We start from the raw sequence: 22595 nt of genomic DNA, 5'->3' as shown, positions 1-22595 counted from the left end.
CAACAGGCAGGAAACTACTGCCTGTTCCCTTGGAAATACGCTTGTGGGCGCGGGAATTGGCACCTTCTTGACGGCGGCGCACGAGACGTGTCAAGCCGCCGTCAGAGGTGCGTCAACGCACGTCAGCGTGCGTCTGCCGTGATGCGGAAGCGCAGTCGGCAGATCACGGCGTCGGTGTCGCGGCGGATCGCGTGGGCCACGACGGAGCCGCGCTGGTTCTGGAGCAGCCGCTGCCACAGGTGGGCCGGTTCGGTCTCCGGGATCAGGACGGTCACCTGGGCGTCCGGGTGGGACTGGGCCAGCTTCCGCACGTATGCCGCCAGGGGACGGCCGAGAGAGCGGGTCTCCGAGGAGAGCTCGATCAGCTCGACGCCGGGCTTCCACAACTCCCAGTCCCGCCTGAGGGCTTCAGCGGTCTGGTGGTCCTCGGGGGCCGGGTGGGTGACGGTCACGGCGAGGACGTCGTCGCCGAGTGAGCTGGCAGCGTTGAGAGCCTGGCTCGTCAGGCGGGACAGACCGGAGACGGGAACCACGACCAAGGAGCGGGAGCGATGCGGGGCCTGGGGAATCCGGCCGAGCTCCAGACGTTCGCCGATCTCGGTGTATGCGCGGTGGATCTTCTCGAAGCCGAGAACGAGCAGCGGCAGCGCGACGACGATCAGCCAGGCACCCTCGGCGAACTTGGTGGCGGTGACGACGACGGCCGAGACACCGGTCAGCAGGGCACCGAAGCCGTTGAGTGCCGCCTTCGCCTGCCAGTCGCGCGGCCGTTCCCCGTACCAGTGCCGGACCATGCCGATCTGGCAGATGGTGAAGCCGATGAAGACGCCGATCGCGAAGAGCGGGACGAGGGTGTTGGTGTCACCCCCGGAGAAGACGAGCAGCAGGGCGGAGACGAGGGCCAGCCAGACCACGCCGTGCCGGTGGACCTGACGGTCGGCCTTGAGCGCGAAGACGTGCGGCAGGTGGTTGTCCCGAGCCAGCAGGCTCATCAGGACCGGCAGACCACCGAAGGAGGTGTTCGCCGCCAGCGCGAGGAGCACCATCGTGGCGAACTGGACCACGTAGAAAGCCGCGTTGTGCCCGAAGGAGGCGTCCGCGAGCTGCGCGAGCACGGTCACGCCCTCGACCGGCTGGAGGTGGAAGCGGCCGATGAGGATCGACAGGCCGATCAGCATCACACCGAGCAGGGCGCCGAGGGCGACCTCCGTGCGTTGGGCCCGGCGGGCGGCCGGCGCCCGGAACGAAGGCACGGCGTTGGCGACGGCCTCGACGCCCGTCAGGGCGGAACAGCCCGCTGCGAAGGCCTTCAGCAGCAGGAGCGCACCGACGGTGGTGGCTCCCTCGCCGAGCGCGGAGGCGTGCCCGGCAGCGGAGGCGGTGCTGACGGGACCGTCGCGGAAGAGGCCGACGACGACCATCGCGAGGATCGACCCGACGAAGACGGCGGTGGGCACGAGGAACGCCTTGGCGGATTCCACGACCCCTCGCAGGTTCACCGCCGTGACCAGCACCAGGACACCCAGGCAGATCCACACCCGCTCCCCGTAGAACTCGGGAAACGCCGAGGTCAGGGCAGCCACGCCGGCCGTGACGGACACCGCGACGTTCAGCACGTAGTCGAGGATCAGCGAGGCCGCGGCCACCAGACTCGTACGTCGACCGAGGTGCCGCTTGGCCACGGCGTACGAGCCGCCGCCGTCCGGAAACGCGGCGATGACCTGCCGGTACGAGGCCACCAGGACCGCGAGCAGGGCGGCGATCGCCAGGGTGACGGGGAGGGTGAAGCCCATGCCGTAAGCACCGGCCGCGGCCAGGACGAGCACGATCGACTCCGGCCCGTACGCGACGGAAGCCATCGCGTCCAGCGACAGTGCGGCCAGTCCCTGGAGGGCGGTCAGCCGGTGGCGGTCGCCTGCCGCGGGCGCCCGTACGCCGGTATCAGGAGGCTCCTCCGTGCCCGGGGCCTGTCCTGCCGTGCTCGGCTTTCCCATGTCTATGGACATCTTTCGCTGTTCCTCCGTTGGACAAAGTGAGGACAGCGTCGGAACGCCGTGGCTTGATTACCAGTGCTCTTGGCGTCATCCATACGGCCGCTGCTCCAGTATTCACGCGCCTTTGATGCCGAGGCGGGGCAGCCGTATGAGGTGCGTCAAGACCTGGCCGCAGTGTGTGACCGTCCCTCTGCCAAGGGGCAGTGTTCATACAGGCGGCTTCCCCGCCTGCCTCCGTGAAAGGGAGAAGGTCCAGATGGATGCGGAGAACGTGGTCGGACTGGTCATCGCCCTCGCTCTGCTCGGCTATCTCGTGGTCGCTCTGATCAGGCCCGAGAAGTTCTGATATTCGAACCCCTCGTGTCCGGACAGGAGGCATCACATGTCCGGGTATCGACTTCACGACGCGGCCGCCCTGCTCGCGGCCCTCGTGGTCCCCTTCCTCGTGGCGCTCGCGCTCGTGCCCTTCCGCACGGATATCTCGGCGACGAACGCGGCCCTGATCCTCGTCGTCGCGGTGGTCGCGGTCGCCGCCGTCGGCACACGCGCCGCCGGAGCGGCGGCCGCGCTGTCGGCCGCCGCCTGGTTCGACTTCTTCCTGACCGAGCCCTATCAACGGTTCTTGATCGCCGGCCGCGATGACATCGAGACGGCGGTCCTGCTGCTCGTCGTCGGCCTGGTCGTCTCTCAGCTGGCGGTACGCGCACGGCGGCTCCGGCGGACCGTGATCACTGACGCGGCCCATCTGTCGAGCCTCCAGGGCACCGCCCGCCTGACCGAGGAGGGCCGCTCGCCGGAGGCCGTGGTCGAATACGTGCGCCGGGAACTCGTCGGCCTGCTGGGGTTGCGCGGCTGCCGCTTCGAATACGGCACCCTCATGGGAAACCTGCCGCGCCTCGAGCACGACGGCGGCCTGTGGCTGCACCGCCCGGGGCGGGTGACGGAGTACGCCGGCTGGCCGGACGGCGAGACCGAGCTGCGCGTCGTCGGCGGTGGGCACTACTACGGCCGCTTCCTGTTGGATCCGCTCCCCGGCCCGCTCCCCCCGGAACAGGACCGCCTGGTGGCCGTCGCACTGGCCGCCCAGGCCGGCTCCGCCCTGGACACGGCCGGCCTGTCCCACCAGGGCTGACCAGGCTTTCTCCGGCGCTTCACGTAAGGGCGGCGTTAAGAGTTCCCGTGCGTCCGTATGGACCCCGTCAAGGTGTCTTAACGCCGGGATGAAGACACGGTTATCTCGTCATCGGCCATCTGGCCGATTCATTTCTTCCCTCTTCATCCAGGAGCTCACGGTGGCCGATCTGGCCTTCGTCGTCACCACGGTCGCGGTCTTCGCACTGGTGGCTCTCATCGCCCGGGGGGTGACCAAGCTGTGAACGCCGAAAACATCGTCGGCCTCGTCGTGGCCGTCTCCCTGCTCGGATACCTCGTCCTCGCCCTTGTGTACCCGGAGAGGTTCTAGCCACCGATGAGTCCCGTTTTCGCTGGTGTGCTCCAGCTCCTCGCACTGATGGCCGCGCTCGCGCTGGCCTACCGCCCGCTGGGCGACTACATGGCCCGGGTCTACTCCTCCGAGAAGCACTACAAGCCGGAGAAGTGGATCTACAAGATCATCGGCGCCAACCCGTCGGCCGAGATGCGCTGGCCCGCGTACCTGCGCGGCGTCCTGGCCTTCTCCGCGGTCAGCGTCCTCTTCCTCTACGCCCTGCAGCGCGCCCAGGGCGTCCTGCCCGGCTCGCTGGGCTTCTCCGCGATCGATCCCGACCAGGCCTTCAACACCGCCGCGTCGTTCGTCGCGAACACCAACTGGCAGTCGTACTACGGCGAGCAGGCCATGGGCCACGTCGTGCAGACCGGCGGCCTTGCCGTACAGAACTTCGTCTCGGCCGCAGTCGGCATGGCCGTCGCGGTGGCCCTCGTACGGGGCTTCGCGCGCTCGCGCACCGGTGAGCTCGGCAACTTCTGGTCCGACCTGGTACGCGGCACCGTACGGATCCTGCTGCCGATCTCCGTGATCGGCGCGCTGGTCCTGGTCGCGTGCGGTGCGATCCAGAACTTCGCCGGGATCCACGAGGTCGGCCAGTTCATGGGCGGCTCGCAGCAGTGGAACGGCGGGGCGGTGGCCTCGCAGGAGGTCATCAAGGAGCTGGGAACGAACGGCGGCGGCTACTTCAACGCCAACTCGGCCCACCCCTTCGAGAACCCGACCCCGTTCTCGAACCTCTTCGAGATCTTCCTCATCCTGGTGATCCCGTTCGCCCTGACCCGCACCTTCGGCCGCATGGTCGGCAGCCTGCGCCAGGGTTACGCGATCCTCGCCACGATGGCGACGATCTGGCTCGCCTTCACCGCGCTGATGATGTGGACCGAATTCGCCCACCACGGCCCGGCCTTCGAGGTAGCCGGCGGCGCGATGGAGGGCAAGGAGACCCGCTTCGGCATCGGCGCCTCCGCGATCTTCTCGGTCGCCACCACGCTGACCTCGACCGGTGCGGTCAACTCCTTCCACTCCTCCTTCACCGGCCTCGGCGGCGGCATCCAGCTCCTGGGCATGCAGCTCGGCGAGATCGCGCCCGGCGGCGTCGGCTCCGGCCTCTACGGCATGCTGATCATGGCGATCATCGCGGTGTTCATCGCCGGCCTGATGGTCGGCCGCACCCCCGAGTACCTGGGCAAGAAGATCGGCACCCGCCAGATCAAGCTCGCGGCCTGCTACATCCTCATCACCCCGGCGCTCGTGCTGTGCTTCACCGCCGCGGCCATGGCCCTGCCCACCCCGCCCCACTCCATGCTGAACTCCGGCGCGCACGGCTTCTCCGAGGTCCTCTACGCCTACACCTCGGGCGCCAACAACAACGGCTCCGCGTTCGCGGGCCTGAACGCCGACACCCAGTGGTTCAACAGCACCATCGGCATCGCGATGCTGCTCGGCCGCTTCCTGCCCATGGTGTTCGTCCTGGCGCTGGCCGGCTCGCTCGCCGAGCAGAAGCCCGTTCCGGAGACGGCGGGCACCCTCCGTACTGACAAGCCGCTCTACACCGGACTGCTCGTCGGCACGATCCTCATCATCACCGGTCTGACCTACTTCCCGGCCCTGGCGCTGGGTCCGCTCGCCGAAGGGCTCGCATCATGAGCACCGCCACTCCCACCAGGGCTCCGCACCAGGACGTGCCCACCGGCCACAAGCCTGGCGCCGGACGCGTCGGCGGCGGCCTGTTCGATCCCAAGCAGCTGCTGAAGTCCTTCCCGGACGCCGTCCGCAAGCTCGACCCCCGCGTCATGATCAAGTCCCCGGTCATGTTCGTGGTCCTGATCGGCTCGGTCGTCACCACCGTCCTGGCGGTCAAGAACCCGACGGACTGGTTCGGCTGGGCGATCACCGCCTGGCTGTGGCTGACCACGATCTTCGCCAACCTCGCCGAGGCCGTCGCCGAGGGCCGCGGCAAGGCGCAGGCCGACACCCTGCGCAAGGCCAAGACCGACTCCGTCGCCCGCCGCCTGACCCAGGACGGCAAGAGCGAGGAGCAGGTACCGGGCACCGACCTGCGCATCGGCGACCTGGTCGTCTGCGAGGCGGGCGACATCATCCCCGGCGACGGTGACGTCGTCGAGGGTGTCGCCTCCGTCGACGAGTCCGCCATCACCGGCGAGTCCGCACCCGTCATCCGCGAGTCCGGCGGCGACCGCTCGGCCGTCACCGGCGGCACCAAGGTGCTCTCCGACCGGATCGTCATCAAGATCACGACGAAGCCCGGCGAGACCTTCATCGACCGCATGATCGCCTTGGTCGAAGGTGCCGCCCGGCAGAAGACGCCGAACGAGATCGCCCTCAACATCCTGCTGGCGTCCCTCACCATCGTGTTCCTGCTGGCCGTGGTGACCCTGCAGCCGTTCGCGATCTACGCGGGCGCCGAGCAGTCCATGATCGTCCTCACTGCGCTGCTGGTCTGCCTGATCCCCACCACCATCGGTGCCCTGCTGTCCGCGATCGGCATCGCGGGCATGGACCGGCTCGTCCAGCGCAACGTCCTCGCGATGAGCGGTCGTGCGGTGGAAGCCGCCGGTGACGTCTCCACGCTGCTGCTCGACAAGACGGGCACGATCACCCTCGGTAACCGTCAGGCCTCGGAGTTCGTCCCGGTCAAGGGGACGACGGAGGCCGAACTCGCCGACGCCGCCCAGCTGTCCTCCCTCGCGGACGAGACCCCCGAGGGCCGCTCCATCGTCGTTCTCGCGAAGGAGAAGTACGGCCTGCGCGAACGCCACCAGGGCGAGCTGTCGAACGCCGAGTGGATCGCCTTCACCGCCCAGACCCGCATGTCGGGCGTGGACGTGGACGGCAAGCAGACCCGCAAGGGCGCCGCCGGCTCGGTCATCACCTGGGTCAAGGAGCAGGGCGGCCAGGTCTCCGACGACGCCGACCTCCTGGCCAACAAGATCTCCGAGGCCGGCGGCACGCCGCTGCTCGTCGCCGTCAGGGACGACAAGGGCGCCAGGGTCCTGGGCGTCATCCACCTCAAGGACGTGGTCAAGGAGGGCATGCGCGAGCGGTTCGACGAACTGCGCCGCATGGGCATCAAGACCGTCATGATCACGGGTGACAACCCGCTGACGGCCAAGGCGATCGCCGAGGAGGCCGGCGTCGACGACTTCCTCGCCGAGGCCACCCCCGAGGACAAGATGGCCCTCATCAAGCGGGAGCAGGCCGGCGGCAAGCTCGTCGCGATGACGGGCGACGGCACGAACGACGCCCCCGCCCTCGCCCAGGCGGACGTCGGCGTGGCGATGAACACGGGCACCTCGGCCGCCAAGGAGGCCGGGAACATGGTGGACCTGGACTCCAACCCCACCAAGCTCATCGAGATCGTGGAGATCGGCAAGCAGCTGCTGATCACGCGCGGTGCCCTGACGACCTTCTCCATCGCCAACGACGTCGCCAAGTACTTCGCGATCATCCCGGCCATGTTCGCCGTGGTCTACCCCGGCCTCGACAAGCTCAACATCATGGGCCTGTCCTCGCCCGAGTCGGCCATCCTGTCCGCAGTCGTCTTCAACGCGCTGATCATCATCGCCCTGGTCCCGCTCGCCCTCAAGGGCGTGCAGTACAAGCCGACCAGCGCCGACAAGATGCTCCGCCGCAATCTGGGTCTGTACGGCGTGGGCGGTCTGATCGCCCCGTTCATCGGAATCAAGATCATCGACATGCTCATCTCCCTCATCCCCGGAATCGGCTGAGCCATGAACAACTCCGTAGGAAACACCGCTCGTCTGCTGTGGGCCGGTCTGCGCGCGCTGCTGGTCCTGACGATCGTCTGCGGCGTCCTGTACCCGCTGGCCGTCACCGGCATCGCCCAGGTCGCCTTCGGCGACAAGGCCAATGGTTCCGAGATCAAGGACAAGAGCGGCCAGGTCGTCGGATCCTCCCTCATCGGCCAGACGTACAACCTGCCCAAGCAGAACCCCGACGACCCGGAAGAGGCGGCGAAGCCGGACCTGAAGTGGTTCCAGCCGCGCCCCTCCAACGGACTCGGCTCCAACAGCGTCAACACCCAGTACTCGCTGATCCTCTCCGGTGCCACCAACAAGGCCGCCGACAACCCGGACCTGGTCAAGCTGGTCGAGGACGCCAAGGCAGCCGTCATCGCGGACAACTCCACGGCGACGTACCAGGTCAAGCCCTCGGACGTGCCGGCCGACGCCGTCACCTCCTCCGGCTCCGGCCTCGACCCCGACATCTCCCCCGCCTACGCCGAGCTGCAGATCCACCGGGTCGCCGAGCAGAACAAGCTCGACGTCAAGCAGGTCGAGAAGCTCGTCGCCGACCACACCACCGGCCGAACCCTCGGCTTCATGGGCGAGCCCCGCGTCAACGTGCTCGAACTGAACACCGCCCTCAAGGCACTGACCAAGAGCTGATGTTCCACATCGCACGGACCGGGGGCCGGCGGGACGCGGAACTCCCCCAGCTGACGCTGGGAGGAGCCCCCAGCGTCCCGCCGGCCCCTTACCGTGCCCGCAACGAAGGAAAGGCTGCACACCGATGACCCGGGTGCTGGTGGTGGAGGACGACCCTCAGCTCGTCCGCGCACTGAAGATCAATCTCCAGGCGCGCAAGTTCGACGTTGAAGAGGCCTCCGACGGCGGCTCGGCCCTGCGGCTCGCGGCCGCCCGCAAGCCGGACGTCATAGTGCTGGACCTCGGTCTCCCGGACATGGACGGCATCGACGTCATCAAGAGCGTTCGCGGCTGGAGCCGGGTCCCCATCTTGGTCCTCTCCGCGCGTCACACCTCGGAGGACAAGATCCGGGCGCTGGATGCCGGCGCGGACGACTACGTGACGAAACCGTTCAGCATGGACGAGCTCTTGGCCCGCCTGCGGGCCGCCGCCCGCAGGCAGGAACCGACTGCCGCCTCCCAGGCCGACAAGGTCGCCGTCGTGACGACCGACGAGTTCAGCGTCGACCTGATCGCGAAGAAGGTCCACCGCGGCGAACGCACCGTACGACTGACCCCGACCGAGTGGCACCTGCTGGAGATCCTCATCACCCACCCGGGCCGGCTGATCACCCAGAGCAGGCTCCTGCTGGAAGTCTGGGGCCCAAGCTATGGGGAGAACACCAACTACCTGCGCGTCTACATGGCCCAGCTCCGGCGCAAGCTGGAAGCGGACCCCTCGCACCCCCGGTACCTGATCACGGAACCGGGCATGGGCTACCGCTTCGAACCCTGACCACCCACCCGCCCATCCGATCGTCACCAGAGAAGAAGAGTCTGCACATGGGACGCGGCAAGCTCCGCATCTACCTCGGCGCGGCACCGGGCGTCGGCAAGACGTACGCGATGCTCTCCGAGGCACACCGCCGCGTCGAGCGGGGCACCGACTGCGTCGTGGGCTTCGTCGAGCACCACAGCCGCCCGCGGACCGAGGTCATGCTGCACGGCCTCGAACTCATCGAGCGGCGCGAGATCGAGTACCGCGGCTCCACGTTCACCGAGATGGACGTCGACGCCATCCTCGCCCGCCGCCCCGCCGTGGCTCTCGTGGACGAGCTCGCGCACACGAACGTGCCGGGCTCGCGCAACGCCAAGCGCTGGCAGGACGTGGAGGAGCTGCTCCAGGCCGGCATCGACGTCGTCTCGACCGTCAACATCCAGCATCTCGAATCACTGGGTGACGTGGTCGAGACGATCACCGGCGTCCGCCAGCGGGAGACGGTCCCGGACGAGGTCGCGCGCCGCGCCGACCAGATCGAACTCGTCGACATGTCCCCGCAGGCTCTGCGCCGCCGCATGGCCCACGGCAACGTCTACAAGCCCGACAAGGTCGACGCCGCCCTCTCGAACTACTTCCGGCCCGGCAACCTCACCGCCCTGCGCGAGCTGGCCCTGCTGTGGGTCGCCGACCGCGTCGACGAGTACCTCCAGGAGTACCGGGGCGAGCACAACATCCGCTCCACCTGGCAGGCCCGCGAGCGCATCGTCGTCGGTCTGACCGGTGGCCCCGAGGGACGTACGCTCATCCGGCGCGCCGCCCGGCTCGCCGAGAAGGGCGCGGGCGGCGAGGTCCTGGCCGTCTACATCGCCGCGAGCGACGGCCTCACCTCCGCCTCCCCCAAGGAACTGGCCGTCCAGCGCACCTTGGTCGAGGACCTCGGCGGTACCTTCCACCACGTCATAGGCGACAGCATCCCCGACGCGCTCCTGGAGTTCGCCCGCGGGGTCAACGCCACCCAGATCGTGCTGGGCGTCAGCCGTCGGCGCTCCTGGCAGTCCGTGTTCCGCCCCGGTGTCAGCGCCACCGTCGCCCGCGAATCGGGCCCGGACCTCGACGTCCACATCGTCACCCACGACGAGGCCGCCAAGGGCCGCGGTCTGCCCGTAGCCCGCGGCGCACGGCTCGGCCGTTCCCGCATCATCTGGGGCTGGCTCACCGGCATCGCCGGCCCCGCCCTGCTCACCGTGCTGTTGAGCCAGCTCGTCCCCGAGCTCGGTCTCGCGAACGACATGCTGCTCTTCCTCACGTTCACGGTGGCGGCGGCCCTGCTCGGCGGCCTGCTCCCCGCGCTCGCCTCGGCGGCGTTCGGGTCCCTCCTGCTGAACTACTACTTCACGCCGCCGCTGCACGAGTTCACGATCTCCGACCCGAAGAACATCGTCGCCATCGCGATCTTCGTCGGTGTCGCGGTGTCGGTTGCCTCGGTGGTGGACCTGGCCGCCCGGCGTACGCACCAGGCCGCCCGGCTGCGCGCCGAATCCGAGATCCTCTCCTTCCTCGCCGGCAGCGTCCTGCGCGGTGAGAACTCCCTCGACGCGCTCCTCGAGCGGCTTCGCGAGACCTTCGCCATGCAGTCGGTCGTCCTCCTGGAGCGCAGCAGCGAGGTGGACCCCTGGACGACGGCGGCGTCCGTCGGCACCAGTCCCGTCAGCCGGCCCGAGGAGGCGGATGTCGACCTCCCCATAGGGGACAACATGGCCCTCGCCCTCACAGGCCGGGTCCTGCCCGCCGAGGACCGCCGCGTGCTCGGCGCCTTCGCCGCCCAGGCCGCCGTCGTACTCGACCGCCAGCGCCTCGTCGACGAGGCCGAGAAGTCCCGCGAACTCGCCGAGGCCAACCGCATCCGCACCGCGCTCCTCGCCGCCGTCAGCCACGACCTGCGCACCCCGCTCGCCGGGATCAAGGCCTCCGTCACCTCCCTGCGCTCCGACGACGTCGAATGGTCCGAGGACGACAAGGCCGAACTCCTCGAAGGCATCGAGGACGGAGCCGACCGCCTCGCAGCCCTCATCGGCAACCTCCTCGACATGTCCCGCCTCAACACCGGCACCGTCGTCCCACTGATCCGGGAAACGGATCTCGACGAGGTCGTCCCCATGGCCCTGGGCGGCGTGCCCGAGGACAGCGTCGCGCTCGACATCCCCGAGACCCTGCCGATGGTCGCCGTCGACCGCGGCCTCCTGGAACGGGCCGTCGCCAACATCGTCGAGAACGCCGTCAAGTACAGCCCCGACGGCCAACCCGTCCACGTCTCCGCCAGCGCGCTCGCCAGCCGCGTCGAGCTGCGCGTCGTCGACCGCGGGCCCGGCGTCCCCGACGAGGCCAAGAACCGCATCTTCGAACCCTTCCAGCGCCACGGCGACGCCCCGCGCGGCGCCGGCGTCGGCCTCGGCCTGGCCGTGGCCCGCGGCTTCACCGAGGCCATCGGAGGCACCCTCACCGCAGAGGACACCCCGGGCGGCGGCCTCACCATGGTCATAACCCTCCCCATAGCAGGGGACGTCCCTCCGGTATCGCCGGAGCTCCCGACGTCTGCGGTCACCTGACGACGAGGCGACCGGCAGGGCGACTCAGGCCGACGATCGCGGGTCACCTCATGGCCCGCGATCGTCTCCGTATCAGTCAGCGCAGCAGTCCCGCGATTGCCCCGCGTATGGGCTGATGACAGAAACACGCGAGCCGTCCGGCCCCGGTATCCCCACACCGGAGAGCCGGACGGCTCATGTGTTGTGCGACGGGTGACCGACACGCGGTCGCATCGGCCCGTACCCCCACGGTGGGACCATGCGCCCTCGGGCGGTGTTCAGGTCACCGCCCGTCGGCCGCGTGCCGCCGGTCCGTCGTCCGGCTCCGTCGCAACACCAGTCTGCTCCAGGCGGATGGCCCTGGCAGTACTCCTTGACGGGTTCCTTCCGCACGGAAGTCGATCTTTGATGCGGCTCTGACGAAGGGTCATCAGGAGGCCGTCAAGAAGTCTTCGAGCGCTTGCCTCCGGGTCCCCGATGCGCTGGGATTGCGCCATGAACAGCGGTCCGCGCTATGACGATCGGCCACCGAATCCGGTGCAGCCGACGGCGCCCGCTGTCCGCCCGGCCCTCTGACGTCGGCCGCGCGTCCTCCCCGTACCTGCCGTCAGCCCCCTGAAGGGCGCTGACCGAGGCCGCGTACGCATCCTCACCTTCACCGCATGGACCGAGCCCACGCACCAGCCTCGCGCTGGGGCGCCGGGCGCTTCGGCCATGCCTGCTTCCAGGAATCCCACATGTCTTCATCCCTGTCCGGCCGTACCGTCCTCGTCACCGGCGCCACCTCCGGCATCGGCTACGAGACCGCCCGCCAGCTCGCCGAGCGCGGCGCCACCGTCCTCCTCCACGGCCGTACGCCCGAGGAGGCCCAGGCCGCCGCCGACCGGCTCGTTGCCACCGCCGGGGTGGACGGCGCCCGTCTCCGGCCGCTCGCCGCCGACTTCGTGCGCCTGGAGGAGGTCGAGAACCTCGCCCACGCCGTCGTACGGGAGCACCCGCGCCTGGACGTACTCGTCAACAACGCGGCCATCGCGGCACCCGAGCGCCACACGCTCACGGCCGACGGCAACGAGATCTCCTTCCAGGTCAACTTCCTGGCCCACTACCTCCTCACCACCATGCTGGAGCCGGCCCTCACCAGTGACCCCGGTGGTCGCGTCGTCAACGTCTCCTCCGCACTCCACCGCACGGGCGCCATCCAGTGGAACGACCCACAGCGCGTGCGGCGTTACTCGCGCCTCGCCGCGTACGCCCAGTCGCAGCTGGCGCTGACCGTCTTCGCCGCCGACCCGCGCGTCACCGCCGTCTCCGTCAACCCCGGCGTGTGCGAGACCGGCCTCCTCCCGCTGTACGGGCACGAAGGCGCGCCGGCCGCCGAGGGCGCGCAGCACGTCGTACGGCTCTGCGACCCGGCCACCGAGATCGTCAACGGCGCCTACTACGACCGTTCCGAGCGCGTCGCCCCGGCCCCCGCCGCCACCGAGGACCGCACCGTCAAGCGCCTCAACAAGCTCGCCGACCTCCTCGTCGGCCACACCGCCTGAAGGGATCCACGGACATGTCCAAGCGCGCACGCAAGAAGAGGGCCCGCCGCAAGAAGGGCTCCAACCACGGCAGCAAACCCAACTGCTAGTCATCAGCCCACCCCGTGGGGCGGCCCTCCGACAGGTCCGCCCCACTTCCATGTCCCAGCAAGGATTCTCGTGATCAACCTGCCGCCCCACCGACTCCCGGCCCTCGTCCGCTGGTTCCCGACGGGTGCCCCTGGCTCGGCCGCCCTGACCGAGCATGTGCTGACCACCGAGGCCGGCCGCTGGTGGGTGGACCGCGTGATCCAGCCGCGCGTGCTCGCCGCCGAGTGCGGGGACCACGTACTCCTGCGCGGTGACCCGCGGGCCCTCACGCCGAGCGATCTCGCGGTCTTCGCGGACCGCTACGTCGAGGCTCCGGGCCGCTTCCTTCCGCTGATCGGTGCGGCCTTCCGGCGCGTGGTGCCATGGCAGCGCGTGGTGTACGTCAAGCGGTCTTCCGTGCCGGCCGCCCGACCGCCGAGGGGTGTCACCGTGCGCCGGCTCAACGCGCGGGATGCCCGGGCGCTCACCACGCTTCCGCCGGCGATGAGCTGGATCCACCGCACCTGGGGCGGCCCCGAGGCCCTCGCCCGCTCCGGCCACGCCTGGGCCGCATTCCAAGGCGACCGCATCGTGGCCGTGGCCTGTACCTACTTCCTCGGCACCAGCTACGAGGACGTCGCCTGCGTCACCGTGCCCGACCCTCGCCTGCAGTACCTGGCGCTCGACTGCGTCAACGCCCTGTGCTCGGACATAGCGGCCCGCGGCCACACGCCCAGCTGGACCTGCTCGACGAGCAACCGCCCTGGCCGCCTGCTCGCCTGGACCGCCGGCTTCCGCCCGGAGCGGGAGTACGCCCACTACGCCGTCGGCGCACCCGCGGCGACCGGAAGAGCGGCCGCGGGATGAAGCGACATCGGTGGCCGAAGTCTGGACAGCCGACTACAGCGGCCGGTCGGATCCGCTTTCGCCATTCCCCTTCAGCAGCCGATCCATCTCGTCCCCCGCCTCGTCGTACCCGGCATCGGAGATCCGTTGCAGCTCCCGCAGATCGCGGGCCGCGGCCGCACGTCGCGTGAGCAGGAACCCGGCATGCATGCATCCCTCATCCAACAGCTCGCTGAGCTCCCCGAGGTCGCCGGCCGCGTCGGCCATATCGGCCAGCCGGTCCAGAGCGGTCTCGTTGCCCTCATCGGCCAGCTCGCGCAGGGTCTCCCGGTCGAAGCTCATGTTCATGTTCGCCATGACGCCATGCTGCAACCCTGCCCCAGGGGAAAGGTCAAGTGGGACGATGACCGGGTGATCACCATCGGGCAGCTGGCCAAGTACATCGGAGTGTCGACCAAGACCATCCGCGTCTACCACGACAAGGGCCTGCTCCCCGAACCGGACCGCGACGCGTCCGGCTACCGCAGGTACGGCGCGAACGACGCCATCGATCTGATCAAGATCCGGACGCTCGCCGAAGCAGGTGTTCCACTGGCCCGTATCCGAGGCCTGAGATCGGCTACCGACACGGAGTTCCAGCAGGCCTTGGGCGAGATCGACGACGAGCTCACCGCCCGCATCCGTGGTCTGCAGGCAACGCAAGGGCGCCTGCGTCAGCTGGCCGCCGGCCGGCTGACACCGCTGCCCGCCGAGGTCGGAGCCCATCTCGAGCGTCTGGCTCGCTGGGGATTCACGCCTAGGTGGGTGGACCTGCAGCGCGATCTGTGGATCCTCGTGTTCGCCACCCACCCGGACCGCGCGTTCATCCTCTTCCACGACCAGGCCGAGACCACGGCCGACCCGGCGCTGCGGCAGCTCTACCTCGACTACGACCACGCGTACGACCTCGGCCCCGACGACCCCCGCATCGACGATCTGGCCCGCCGGATCGCCGATGCGACGCGGGAACGCTACGGACGCGACGTACTTCCCGCGCTGGATACGGGCTCGGAGATCCCCTCCCTCATCCAAGGCACGGTCAACGCCTCGTCTCCGGCATGGCAGCGACTCGACACGCTCATTCGCGCACACCTGGGCGTATGACGCGACGTGCGGGCAGCCCGGGGACGGCAGCGCCCCGCAGTCGGCGGGGCCCCCTCACCGGACTCGGCCAGCCGTCGCCGCAGCCCCAGCACGGTCAACCCTGCAGTGAGCAGCAGCGCCTCGCCGGCCATCGGGGCCTGTGCGGTCAGCGGCCCGCTCGGACCGCCAGACCGTCTCTTTCGAATCCGGCCTGTCGACCCCGCGTCTCCCCCAGCCATCGCCAAGGAGCAAGATCCGGAGCCGGGCCTAGGATTGGACCATGAGCACGGCAGACGACGACCGCATCGCCCTCGACCTCCTCGACTCCCATCTCGAAGACATGTGGCGGGCAGCCATCGAACTCCAGCGGGGAAACCGGGCCGTCGTCCCCGAGGCACCGCGCGAGCTGGCCGGAGCCGCTGCGGACCGTGCGTCCGCGGAACTCCTGCGGTGGGGGTACGGAGAGCTGGCCGGCATTCCGCGCTCACCGGCCGACGTGTTCGCCCGCAGCGTCGGCAGCACCCTCATGGAGCTGCGGCGGCGCCGCAGCCCCTGGAACGCGGCAGCCCTGCGCCTGCTGGATGACCCGTACGTCTTCCTCGCCACCGGTCCGCGCCGCCATGAGGACTGGGCCGAGGACGTGCTCGCCCTGATGCACCGCCAGGTCCCGGACCCGCGCGGCTGGCTGCGGATCGACGGTGACCGCACCAACAACGCCCGCTACGCCGTGCCGGCGTACCCCTTCGAGCCGCCGCCCGCCGCCGAGTTCCGGGACCGCCTGCACGAGCTGGAGCCGGCGGGGGCCGTCACCGCGCTCGCCGTCATGGCGGAGGAGTGGAACGAAGGCCGGCCCGTCCGAAGCCGGCCGGAGCGCGATGCCCTGCTGGCCGACGCACGGTTCCTGCTGGACCGCTACGGCCCGGACGCCCGGTTCTGGACGAATGCCCGGGACGCGGCCTCGGACCCCGCCCGGGACTTCGTCCAGGCCGGCCTGGAAGGGACGAGGGTCCACGGGTTCATCACGGGCGAGTACATCAACGGCCTCGACCTGTTCGAAGAACTGGGCCTCATCGCCGTGTCCGACGAAGAGGTCGGGGTCTTCTGGTCCTTCGGCGCATACTGACACCGGCTCCCCTGCACCTGGGCCCCGTCCAGAAGCCCCGTCGGCCTCGCCTCGGTCACGCCTCGAAGCGGTAGCCCATGCCGGGGGCGGTGATCAGATGGCGCGGGTGCGACGGGTCCGCCTCCAGCTTGCGCCGCAGGTGGGCCATGTACACCCGCAGGTAGTTGGTCTGCGTTCCGTACGAGGAGCCCCACACCTCCTGGAGCAGACGCCGCTGGCTGACGAGTCGGCCGCGATTGCGGATCAGGACTTCCAGCAGATGCCATTCCGTCGGCGTGAGCCTGATGTTCTTCCCCCTGCGCCGGGCTTTCTTGGCGAGCAGGTCGACCGTGAATTCCTCGGTCTCGACCAGCGCTTCGTCCGGTGCGGCCGTGCCTTGTGTCGGGGTGCGGCGAGCCACGGCTTTCAGTCTGGCGAGCAGTTCGTCCATGCTGAAGGGCTTGGTGATGTAGTCGTCGGCACCCGCGTCCAAGGCGTGGATCTTCTCCTCGGAGCCGTGGCGGGCGGAGACCACCAGGACGGGTACCTGCGACCACACGCGCAGTCGCTTGATCACATCGATCCCGTCCATGTCGGGAAGCCCGAGGTCGAGCAGGACCGCGTCCGGGCGGCGGGCCGCCACGGCCTCCAAGGCCGTACCCCCGTCCTGCGCGCAGTCGACTTCGTACTTCCGCGCCTTCAGATTGATGACCAGCAGCCGCGCAAGCTGCGGTTCGTCATCCACCACCAGCACCCGAGGCATCGGCGCGCCGCCTTCCTGTCGCATGTGGAGATCCGGATCGGACCGTTGGCTTTCCCCCGGAGGTGACGGCCCGACCGTGATGCGTCCGGCTCCAATCCGCCCCCCCTAGGTCCGGGCTGGGCATGGTCTCGGCGGAGATCACTCGCGCCCTCCAACCTCACATCACGGACGGCCGTCCGATTCCCCCCTGCGCTCAGTCTGCGATCACTGCCGGAAGCCGACGTGCCACGTTGACACCCCTCTTACGGCCAGCCTGTGCTTCTTGACGCACCGCTGATGTCGGGTGAGTCCCGGTGGCCGGCCGGCTGCCGCCGCCTGCGCCTCCATCGGCATCTCCGGCGCCCTCATCCGCGACCGGCGTCCCGCGCGGTAGACGTGATGCAGCGCCTCTGTCGCTACGGCACGTTCCAGGCGGAGATGACCGGCTGCCCCTCCTCGGTGGCGAGGAAGCTGAGAGTGCCGGGATGCGGATGGCCGAGCAGTCGGCTGGCGGACGCGTCAAGGCCGAGCCAGCGCACGGTCAGCACCCGCGCCAGATGACCATGCGCGACGACGGCGACATCGCCGTCGTCCAAGAGCGGCCGGATCCGGTCCAGCACCGCATCCGTGCGGGCCGCCACCTGTTGGAGCTGCTCGCCAGGATGGTCGGCGTCGCCAGTTACGACGCCGTCCCGCCACAGGTCCCAACCCGGCCTCGTCTCCCGGATTTGCCCGGCGGTCAGGCCCTCGTAGGCGCCGTAATCCCACTCCATGAGGTCGGGGTCAGGCCTGACATCGGTCAGACCCGCCAGCTCTGCCGTCCGCAGGGCCCGGTTCAGCGGACTGCTGAACACGGCAACCAGACGGCGCTGGGACAGCCTCGGAGCGAGCGTCTTGGCTGCCGCCTCACCCACATCCGTCAGCGGAACGTCGGTACGGCCGGCATGCCGGCCCGACAGGCTCCACTCGGTCTGGCCGTGCCTGATCACTATCAGCTCACCCATGGATCCGCACGCTATCCGCTCATACGTCACGACGGGAGACCTGCCTTGCCTCATCCCAGGCAGGTCCTGGGGCGTGAACTCGCTCTGCTCTGATGCCCGGCATCATCCGTCCGGGGCACGTCGGCATCAGAGCTGTGTCAAGGACTGGATGACTGTCTTGAGCCTTACCTCGCAAGGCAGTTGGATGAGTGACGTGAACAGCGGTCTGCGCCACGACGACCGGCCACCGCATACGGTGCGCCCGCCCTCGCGCGCTGCTCACCTGCCGGTGCGCTGACGCACCGCTTCCGAACCGCGGCCGCCCGCCCCCGCCCGTATAGCGGGCGGCCGCTTCCACCCGGTGCCTGCCCCGCCGGGCAGGCACCGGGCCTCACCTTGCGTCCTACGACCGTGATGAGCGCGTGGCCCGGGCCGTCTGCACCCACCGAGGAGCGCCCGATCCAGCGCCTGAGCGAGCTTGCCGGACTGCTCGTCGGCCGCGACGCCTGAAGGCGAACCACCCCGGGACGGGACGGCCGCCGTCAGGCAGCGCCTCACTCCCCTGCATCACAGCCCGCGCACCACAAGGGAGCGTTGATGATCGAAATCGCACCGCAGCAACTGCCCACCCTGAGCCGGTGGTTTCCCACCGGCTCCCCCGGTCTCGGGGCACTCGCCGAGCACGTACTGACCACGGGCGCCGGCTGCTGGTGGGCCGATCGTCCCGACCGGCCCCGCGTCCTCGCCGTCACCTGCGCGGACCACGTGCTGCTGCGCGGGGACCCCAGCGTGCTCGCCCCGGATGCCCTGGCCCGGTTCGCTGACCAGTACGTCGAGACGCCCTCACGTTTCTGGCCCGCCCTCGGCTCCGCGTTCGAGCGCGTCGTCCCGTGGGAACGGATGCTGTACGTCCACCAGGCGCAGGCATCGGTATGCCTCCCCCGTATGCCGCGTGGCGTGACGGTGAGGCGGCTGACGCCCGAGGACGTTCCGACGCTGGCCGAGTTGGACTCCGAGGACGCCTGGATCCACGCCAGTTGGGGTGGACCCTTCGGGCTGGCCGCCTCGGGCCACGCCTGGGCCGCTTTCGCCAAGGACCGGATCCTCTCCGTCGCCTGCACCTATTTTCTCGGCAGCGCCTACGAGGACATCGCGGTCGTCACCGTGCCCGACCACCGCCGCGAACGTCTCGCACTGGCCTGCGTCGCCGGCTTGACTGCCGATATCCAGGCACGCGGACGGACCGCGAGCTGGTGCTGCTCGCGCGACAACCGACCCAGCCGGCTGCTGGCCTGGACGGCCGGATTCCGGCTCACCCGCGAATACGTCCACCACGCCACGGGCCGTGCCTTGGTACGCGAGGTCCGGGCAACGCCGGTGCCGGCGTCGGGCGTGGCCGCAGCTTTGGCCTGATGGCCGACTCACCACGTCGAATACGTCGTGCTCTCACCGGTCACCCGACGCGGCGGGCTGTGGCAGGACCGTACCCGCCAGTGCCTCGCGCAGCGCGGCTTCGCTCGGCGCGCCGGAAACCGTGCCGTCATCGTGCCTGTAGAGGCGGCAGGACATACTCGGTGCCGCTCCCCCGGGTGCAAAGGGGTCGACGCCGTCGAACAGGATCGTCGGCGAGCCAGCCATTCCGTACTCGGCGGCCTGGGCCTGGTCGTGCACCTCGACGAGTACCACTTCGGCGGTGCGGCCCACGAGCGCGGCGGCGATCCGCTCGATGGCCGGCGTCGCGTTCGGGCAGTCCGCAACGGCCAATACCGTGATCCTCATCGCCCCGTCCTCCCGGTTCATCGCCATACACCCCAACCAGACGGCCGCGCGGCTCGCCCTCATCCGTTATGACCAGGACGCTCCAGCCACCACAATCCACGATATCCTGAATTCAGGATCTGGTGTACTTTCGTGATGTGCTGACCCTTGCTTCCGACATCGAGGTCCTCGTGCGGTTCGGCCGCGCTCTCGCCGATCCGATCCGCTGCCGCATCCTCCTCGCGCTGCGCCAGGCCCCCGCGTACCCGTCCGACCTCGCCGACGCCCTGGACATCTCGCGCACCCGGCTGTCCAACCACCTCGCCTGCCTGCGGGACTGCGGCCTGGTCGTCGCCGTCCCCGACGGCCGCCGCACGCGCTACGAGCTCGCCGACGAACGCTTCGGCCACGCACTCGACGACCTGCGCACCGCCGTGGTGGCGGTCGCGGCCGACAAGACCTGTGTGGACGCAGAAGAAAAGGGGTGCTGCTGATGGCCGCCGAGATACCCATCGGCGTAAGCCCGGCCCCGGCCCGTCGCGACGTACTGGCCCGCCGGATACGGCTGCTGGTCGCGGCCACCATCACCTACAACATGATCGAGGCGATCGTCGCGATCACCGCCGGGACGATGGCCTCGTCCACCGCGCTGATCGGATTCGGCCTCGACTCGGTCATCGAGGTCTCCTCCGCCGCCGCGGTCGCCTGGCAGTTCTCCGCTCGCGAGCATGCGGTACGCGAGGCCCGGGAGAAGACCACGCTACGGATCATCGCGGTGTCGTTCTTCGCGCTCGCCGCATACGTAGCCGTCGACGCCGCCCGCACGCTGGCCGGCACCGGTGAGGCCGAACGCTCCGTTCCCGGCATCGTCATCGCCGCCCTCTCGCTCGCGGTGATGCCGTTCCTGTCCGCCGCCCAGCGCAAGGCCGGGCGCGAACTGGGCTCCGCGTCGGCGGTGGCCGACTCCAAGCAGACCCTCCTGTGCACCTACCTCTCCGCCGTCCTCCTGGTCGGCCTGGTTCTCAACGCCACCCTCGGCTGGTCCTGGGCCGACCCCATCGCCGCCCTGGTCATCGCCGCCATCGCGCTCAAGGAAGGCCGAGACGCCTGGCAGGGCAATGGCTGCTGCGCGACACCCGCCGCCACCGTCGTGCCGTCCGTCGACACGGCGACGGACGCGTGCGGATGCCGGCCCGGCTGCGACTGCTGCGGCTGACCCGGCGCCATCACCTGGCGAGTACCGGCCAAGCCAGCCAACGCAGTTGAACCTCAACTCGCCAGGTCCAGCCGTGCCTCCTCCAGGTCCAAGGAGCGCTGAAGGTTCCGGCGCGTGGTGTCGCTGATGTGGTGTTCGTCGTACAGCCGCTGGAGCTCAGTCGCCTCCACCCGGATGAGGTCACGGCGAAGCAGCCGGTACACGTAGTCCGCGGACTCGGCCAGGTCGGCTTCTTCCAGGCGGTCGTGGGCATGTTCAAGGCGGGCCTGGAGACTGCGCCGCAGGCGGTCCGCCACGACGTCCGGCACCGCTTCGAGGTCGGACATCTCGTCCAGTCGCCGGATCCCGGCGGATGCGAGGGCGCACCGGGCTGAGGCCTCCTCGCGTTCGGTGTGGTCCGGTTCGAGGGCGATTCCGGAGCGGCGGACCACGTCGGCCAACGTGAAGCCCTGGGCGACGAGGGTGACCACCACCACCGACGTCGTCAGCACGAGTACGAGTGGCCGCTGGTCCAGGGGGCTTCCGTCGTCCGCAAGGACCGGGATGGACAGCGCCGCGGCCAGCGGGACGACGCCGCGCGTTCCCGCCCAGGTCAGCACGGCCGGGACGCGCCAGGACGGGCGTACGCCGGCGTTGCGCTGGACGACGGCCGAGAGCGGCAGGACCCACAGCAGGCGCACGGTGACCAGGGTCGCGGCGACCGCCAGGGCGTACAGCGGCCAGAGTCCGTCGGCGGCGGTCAGCGCGGCGACCTGTCCCGGCAGGGTGAGCCCGATCAGGCTGAAGACGACGCTCTCCAGCAGGAAGACCACGGTGCCGTTGACGGCGTGCAACTGGATCCGTATGCCGGCGTTGGTCAACCGGTCCGCCCGGCCTCCGAGCACGACACCCGCCACGACGACTGCGGTCACGCCCGACGCGTGCACCGCCTCCGCCAGCACGTAGGCGGCGTACGGGGTCACCAGGGCGATGACCGTCTCCAGTACCGGGTCCTCGGTCCTGCGCCGGATCAGCGCCACCACCCCGGCGACAGCTCCCCCGATGAGAGTGCCGCCCCCGGCGAGCAGTGCGAACTCGGTGCCCGCCGCCTGCCAGGACACTCCGGCAGAGGCCGCGGCGACGACGACGGCGACCCGGAAGAGCACGAGCGAGGTGGCGTCGTTGAACAGGCTCTCGGCCTGTACGAGGACCTGGACGCGGGGCGGCAGGGCCAGGCGCCGGCCGAGTGCGGTGACCGCCACCGGGTCCGTGCTCGCGAGGATGGCCCCGAGTACCAGCGCCATCTGCCACGTCAGCGGAGTGATCAGCGACGCGATCACCCCGACCGCGGCCGCCGAGGCCAGCACCAGGCCGACGGCGAGCACACTGACCGGCTTCCACACCAGGCGCAGCTCGCGCCAGGACAGTTCCTCCGCGCTGGCGTAGAGCAGGGGCGGCAGCACGACGAGCCCGATGACTTCGGGACTGACCCGGATCTCGGGGGTGCCCGGTATCAGCGCGACGACGAGGCCCGCGACAACGAGCAGTGAGGGCGCGGGGATTCGCCAGCGGCGGGCACCCGTGGCCACGACCGTGGCCAGCACCACGAGGAACAAGACCGTACCGACGCTGCGCATTCCGCCCCCACCCGAGTCGACGCGGACCATGCGGTCACGCGACGCCGACCAGGCTTCCCGGCACACCGCCTTCACCCTATCGATGTAACGGCCGTCAATACACCGTCAAAGTCCCACCCCAGTGCCGTTAGGAGTGCATCAGGGACGTTTCGTTCACGACCTCGCTGGTGTTCGCTGGTGAGGTTGAGGGCGTCCGGAGGAGTCGGGTACGGGTGAGTACGGAGAATGTCGTCGGCGTCATCATTGCGGTCTGCCTGGTCGGGTATCTGATCCTGGCGTTCTTCTTTCCCGAGAAGTTCTGAG

General features: G+C 69.6%; 24 protein-coding genes. 18 read left to right on the top strand and 6 right to left on the bottom strand.

Annotation, left to right across the window (positions count from 1 at the left end):
• Nucleotides 1-122: 122 nt before the first annotated feature.
• The gene (locus ACXNSR_RS34095; protein WP_458639184.1) at nt 123-2006 is read right to left on the bottom strand and encodes an APC family permease; all 1884 of its coding nucleotides are present in this window, start codon (nt 2004-2006) and stop codon (nt 123-125) included.
• Between the two features lie 244 nt (nt 2007-2250).
• On the opposite strand from ACXNSR_RS34095, the gene kdpF (ACXNSR_RS34090) reads away from it, so the two are divergent.
• From kdpF (ACXNSR_RS34090) to ACXNSR_RS34035, 12 genes are all read left to right on the top strand, one after another.
• On the top strand, nt 2251-2340 hold the full coding sequence (kdpF, locus tag ACXNSR_RS34090; protein WP_037847856.1) for a K(+)-transporting ATPase subunit F: 90 nt from the start codon (nt 2251-2253) through the stop codon (nt 2338-2340).
• Between the two features lie 36 nt (nt 2341-2376).
• Complete coding sequence (locus ACXNSR_RS34085) at nt 2377-3126, top strand: DUF4118 domain-containing protein (RefSeq protein WP_328775427.1); 750 nt, start codon at nt 2377-2379, stop codon at nt 3124-3126.
• An 88-nt stretch (nt 3127-3214) separates the two neighbouring features.
• Nucleotides 3215-3370, top strand: coding sequence for a hypothetical protein (locus ACXNSR_RS34080; RefSeq protein WP_008734570.1), 156 nt, complete (start codon nt 3215-3217; stop codon nt 3368-3370).
• On the top strand, nt 3367-3456 hold the full coding sequence (gene kdpF / locus ACXNSR_RS34075) for a K(+)-transporting ATPase subunit F (protein ID WP_037789535.1): 90 nt from the start codon (nt 3367-3369) through the stop codon (nt 3454-3456). The genes ACXNSR_RS34080 and kdpF (ACXNSR_RS34075) overlap by 4 nt, the downstream gene beginning before the upstream one ends.
• A 6-nt stretch (nt 3457-3462) precedes the next feature.
• Entirely contained in the window at nt 3463-5127 is a 1665-nt protein-coding gene (gene kdpA / locus ACXNSR_RS34070; RefSeq protein ID WP_458639183.1) for a potassium-transporting ATPase subunit KdpA, read from the top strand.
• On the top strand, nt 5124-7229 hold the full coding sequence (gene kdpB / locus ACXNSR_RS34065; RefSeq protein WP_458639182.1) for a potassium-transporting ATPase subunit KdpB: 2106 nt from the start codon (nt 5124-5126) through the stop codon (nt 7227-7229). The genes kdpA and kdpB overlap by 4 nt, the downstream gene beginning before the upstream one ends.
• A gap of 3 nt (nt 7230-7232) precedes the next feature.
• A complete protein-coding gene (locus ACXNSR_RS34060) occupies nt 7233-7910 on the top strand; it encodes a potassium-transporting ATPase subunit C (protein ID WP_458639181.1) in 678 nt (225 codons plus the stop codon).
• A 124-nt stretch (nt 7911-8034) separates the two neighbouring features.
• A complete protein-coding gene (locus tag ACXNSR_RS34055) occupies nt 8035-8724 on the top strand; it encodes a response regulator (protein ID WP_328775431.1) in 690 nt (229 codons plus the stop codon).
• Nucleotides 8725-8771: 47 nt separating this feature from the next.
• The gene (locus ACXNSR_RS34050) at nt 8772-11315 is read left to right on the top strand and encodes an ATP-binding protein (protein WP_458639180.1); all 2544 of its coding nucleotides are present in this window, start codon (nt 8772-8774) and stop codon (nt 11313-11315) included.
• 716 nt (nt 11316-12031) lie between these two features.
• The gene (locus tag ACXNSR_RS34045; protein WP_384727558.1) at nt 12032-12838 is read left to right on the top strand and encodes an SDR family NAD(P)-dependent oxidoreductase; all 807 of its coding nucleotides are present in this window, start codon (nt 12032-12034) and stop codon (nt 12836-12838) included.
• Between the two features lie 14 nt (nt 12839-12852).
• Entirely contained in the window at nt 12853-12927 is a 75-nt protein-coding gene (locus ACXNSR_RS34040; RefSeq protein ID WP_371681089.1) for a 50S ribosomal protein bL37, read from the top strand.
• Between the two features lie 70 nt (nt 12928-12997).
• Nucleotides 12998-13774 carry a GNAT family N-acetyltransferase gene (locus ACXNSR_RS34035; protein WP_458639179.1) on the top strand — a complete coding sequence of 259 codons (777 nt, stop codon included), beginning with the start codon at nt 12998-13000 and terminating at the stop codon, nt 13772-13774.
• Nucleotides 13775-13807: 33 nt separating this feature from the next.
• Here ACXNSR_RS34035 and ACXNSR_RS34030 read toward each other — a convergent pair whose 3' ends face one another.
• The gene (locus ACXNSR_RS34030) at nt 13808-14110 is read right to left on the bottom strand and encodes a hypothetical protein (RefSeq protein ID WP_458639178.1); all 303 of its coding nucleotides are present in this window, start codon (nt 14108-14110) and stop codon (nt 13808-13810) included.
• Between the two features lie 54 nt (nt 14111-14164).
• Between ACXNSR_RS34030 and ACXNSR_RS34025 the strand changes: the two genes are divergently transcribed.
• Together ACXNSR_RS34025 and ACXNSR_RS34020 are read left to right on the top strand one after the other, a co-directional pair.
• Nucleotides 14165-14896, top strand: a complete 732-nt coding sequence (locus tag ACXNSR_RS34025) for a MerR family transcriptional regulator (RefSeq protein ID WP_399804822.1) — start codon at nt 14165-14167, stop codon at nt 14894-14896.
• 259 nt (nt 14897-15155) lie between these two features.
• Nucleotides 15156-15998 carry a hypothetical protein gene (locus ACXNSR_RS34020; protein ID WP_458639177.1) on the top strand — a complete coding sequence of 281 codons (843 nt, stop codon included), beginning with the start codon at nt 15156-15158 and terminating at the stop codon, nt 15996-15998.
• 55 nt (nt 15999-16053) lie between these two features.
• Here the strand turns inward: ACXNSR_RS34020 and ACXNSR_RS34015 are convergent, their stop codons facing one another.
• Both ACXNSR_RS34015 and ACXNSR_RS34010 read right to left on the bottom strand, forming a co-directional pair.
• Complete coding sequence (locus ACXNSR_RS34015; RefSeq protein WP_389129038.1) at nt 16054-16740, bottom strand: response regulator; 687 nt, start codon at nt 16738-16740, stop codon at nt 16054-16056.
• A gap of 395 nt (nt 16741-17135) precedes the next feature.
• Complete coding sequence (locus ACXNSR_RS34010; protein WP_458639176.1) at nt 17136-17723, bottom strand: histidine phosphatase family protein; 588 nt, start codon at nt 17721-17723, stop codon at nt 17136-17138.
• A 576-nt stretch (nt 17724-18299) separates the two neighbouring features.
• On the opposite strand from ACXNSR_RS34010, the gene ACXNSR_RS34005 reads away from it, so the two are divergent.
• Nucleotides 18300-19115: a GNAT family N-acetyltransferase gene (locus tag ACXNSR_RS34005; protein WP_458639175.1), complete on the top strand. Its 816-nt coding sequence runs from the start codon at nt 18300-18302 to the stop codon at nt 19113-19115.
• A gap of 33 nt (nt 19116-19148) precedes the next feature.
• Here the strand turns inward: ACXNSR_RS34005 and ACXNSR_RS34000 are convergent, their stop codons facing one another.
• The gene (locus ACXNSR_RS34000) at nt 19149-19481 is read right to left on the bottom strand and encodes a hypothetical protein (RefSeq protein ID WP_458639174.1); all 333 of its coding nucleotides are present in this window, start codon (nt 19479-19481) and stop codon (nt 19149-19151) included.
• A gap of 137 nt (nt 19482-19618) precedes the next feature.
• Here ACXNSR_RS34000 and ACXNSR_RS33995 point away from each other — a divergent pair, with 137 nt between their 5' ends.
• Both ACXNSR_RS33995 and ACXNSR_RS33990 read left to right on the top strand, forming a co-directional pair.
• A complete protein-coding gene (locus ACXNSR_RS33995; protein ID WP_458639173.1) occupies nt 19619-19954 on the top strand; it encodes an ArsR/SmtB family transcription factor in 336 nt (111 codons plus the stop codon).
• On the top strand, nt 19954-20676 hold the full coding sequence (locus ACXNSR_RS33990; protein ID WP_458639172.1) for a cation transporter: 723 nt from the start codon (nt 19954-19956) through the stop codon (nt 20674-20676). The genes ACXNSR_RS33995 and ACXNSR_RS33990 overlap by 1 nt, the downstream gene beginning before the upstream one ends.
• 53 nt (nt 20677-20729) lie before the next feature.
• On the opposite strand, the gene ACXNSR_RS33985 is transcribed toward ACXNSR_RS33990, so the two are convergent.
• Nucleotides 20730-22292 (bottom strand): Na+/H+ antiporter, encoded by a 1563-nt coding sequence (locus ACXNSR_RS33985; RefSeq protein WP_458639171.1) that lies wholly within the window; start codon nt 22290-22292, stop codon nt 20730-20732.
• A 212-nt stretch (nt 22293-22504) separates the two neighbouring features.
• On the opposite strand from ACXNSR_RS33985, the gene kdpF (ACXNSR_RS33980) reads away from it, so the two are divergent.
• A complete protein-coding gene (gene kdpF, locus ACXNSR_RS33980) occupies nt 22505-22594 on the top strand; it encodes a K(+)-transporting ATPase subunit F (RefSeq protein WP_132753770.1) in 90 nt (29 codons plus the stop codon).
• Nucleotide 22595 lies beyond the last annotated feature (1 nt).

The organism is Streptomyces sp. NC-S4 (genome assembly GCF_054353315.1).
The sequence above is the reverse complement of the archived record's forward strand: the minus strand, read 5'-3'. Positions and strand labels throughout refer to the sequence as shown.

Excerpts from the sequence above, each read along its gene's own strand:
- ACXNSR_RS34095 (WP_458639184.1), bottom strand. The coding sequence starts at position 2,006 with ATGTCCATAGACATGGGAAAGCCGAGCACGGCAGGACAGGCCCCGGGC.
- kdpF (WP_037847856.1), top strand. The coding sequence starts at position 2,251 with ATGGATGCGGAGAACGTGGTCGGACTGGTCATCGCCCTCGCTCTGCTC.
- ACXNSR_RS34085 (WP_328775427.1), top strand. The coding sequence starts at position 2,377 with ATGTCCGGGTATCGACTTCACGACGCGGCCGCCCTGCTCGCGGCCCTC.
- ACXNSR_RS34080 (WP_008734570.1), top strand. The coding sequence starts at position 3,215 with ATGAAGACACGGTTATCTCGTCATCGGCCATCTGGCCGATTCATTTCT.
- kdpA (WP_458639183.1), top strand. The coding sequence starts at position 3,463 with ATGAGTCCCGTTTTCGCTGGTGTGCTCCAGCTCCTCGCACTGATGGCC.
- kdpB (WP_458639182.1), top strand. The coding sequence starts at position 5,124 with ATGAGCACCGCCACTCCCACCAGGGCTCCGCACCAGGACGTGCCCACC.
- ACXNSR_RS34060 (WP_458639181.1), top strand. The coding sequence starts at position 7,233 with ATGAACAACTCCGTAGGAAACACCGCTCGTCTGCTGTGGGCCGGTCTG.
- ACXNSR_RS34055 (WP_328775431.1), top strand. The coding sequence starts at position 8,035 with ATGACCCGGGTGCTGGTGGTGGAGGACGACCCTCAGCTCGTCCGCGCA.
- ACXNSR_RS34050 (WP_458639180.1), top strand. The coding sequence starts at position 8,772 with ATGGGACGCGGCAAGCTCCGCATCTACCTCGGCGCGGCACCGGGCGTC.
- ACXNSR_RS34045 (WP_384727558.1), top strand. The coding sequence starts at position 12,032 with ATGTCTTCATCCCTGTCCGGCCGTACCGTCCTCGTCACCGGCGCCACC.
- ACXNSR_RS34030 (WP_458639178.1), bottom strand. The coding sequence starts at position 14,110 with ATGGCGAACATGAACATGAGCTTCGACCGGGAGACCCTGCGCGAGCTG.
- ACXNSR_RS34020 (WP_458639177.1), top strand. The coding sequence starts at position 15,156 with ATGAGCACGGCAGACGACGACCGCATCGCCCTCGACCTCCTCGACTCC.
- ACXNSR_RS34015 (WP_389129038.1), bottom strand. The coding sequence starts at position 16,740 with ATGCCTCGGGTGCTGGTGGTGGATGACGAACCGCAGCTTGCGCGGCTG.
- ACXNSR_RS34010 (WP_458639176.1), bottom strand. The coding sequence starts at position 17,723 with ATGGGTGAGCTGATAGTGATCAGGCACGGCCAGACCGAGTGGAGCCTG.
- ACXNSR_RS34005 (WP_458639175.1), top strand. The coding sequence starts at position 18,300 with ATGATCGAAATCGCACCGCAGCAACTGCCCACCCTGAGCCGGTGGTTT.
- ACXNSR_RS34000 (WP_458639174.1), bottom strand. The coding sequence starts at position 19,481 with ATGAGGATCACGGTATTGGCCGTTGCGGACTGCCCGAACGCGACGCCG.
- ACXNSR_RS33990 (WP_458639172.1), top strand. The coding sequence starts at position 19,954 with ATGGCCGCCGAGATACCCATCGGCGTAAGCCCGGCCCCGGCCCGTCGC.
- ACXNSR_RS33985 (WP_458639171.1), bottom strand. The coding sequence starts at position 22,292 with ATGCGCAGCGTCGGTACGGTCTTGTTCCTCGTGGTGCTGGCCACGGTC.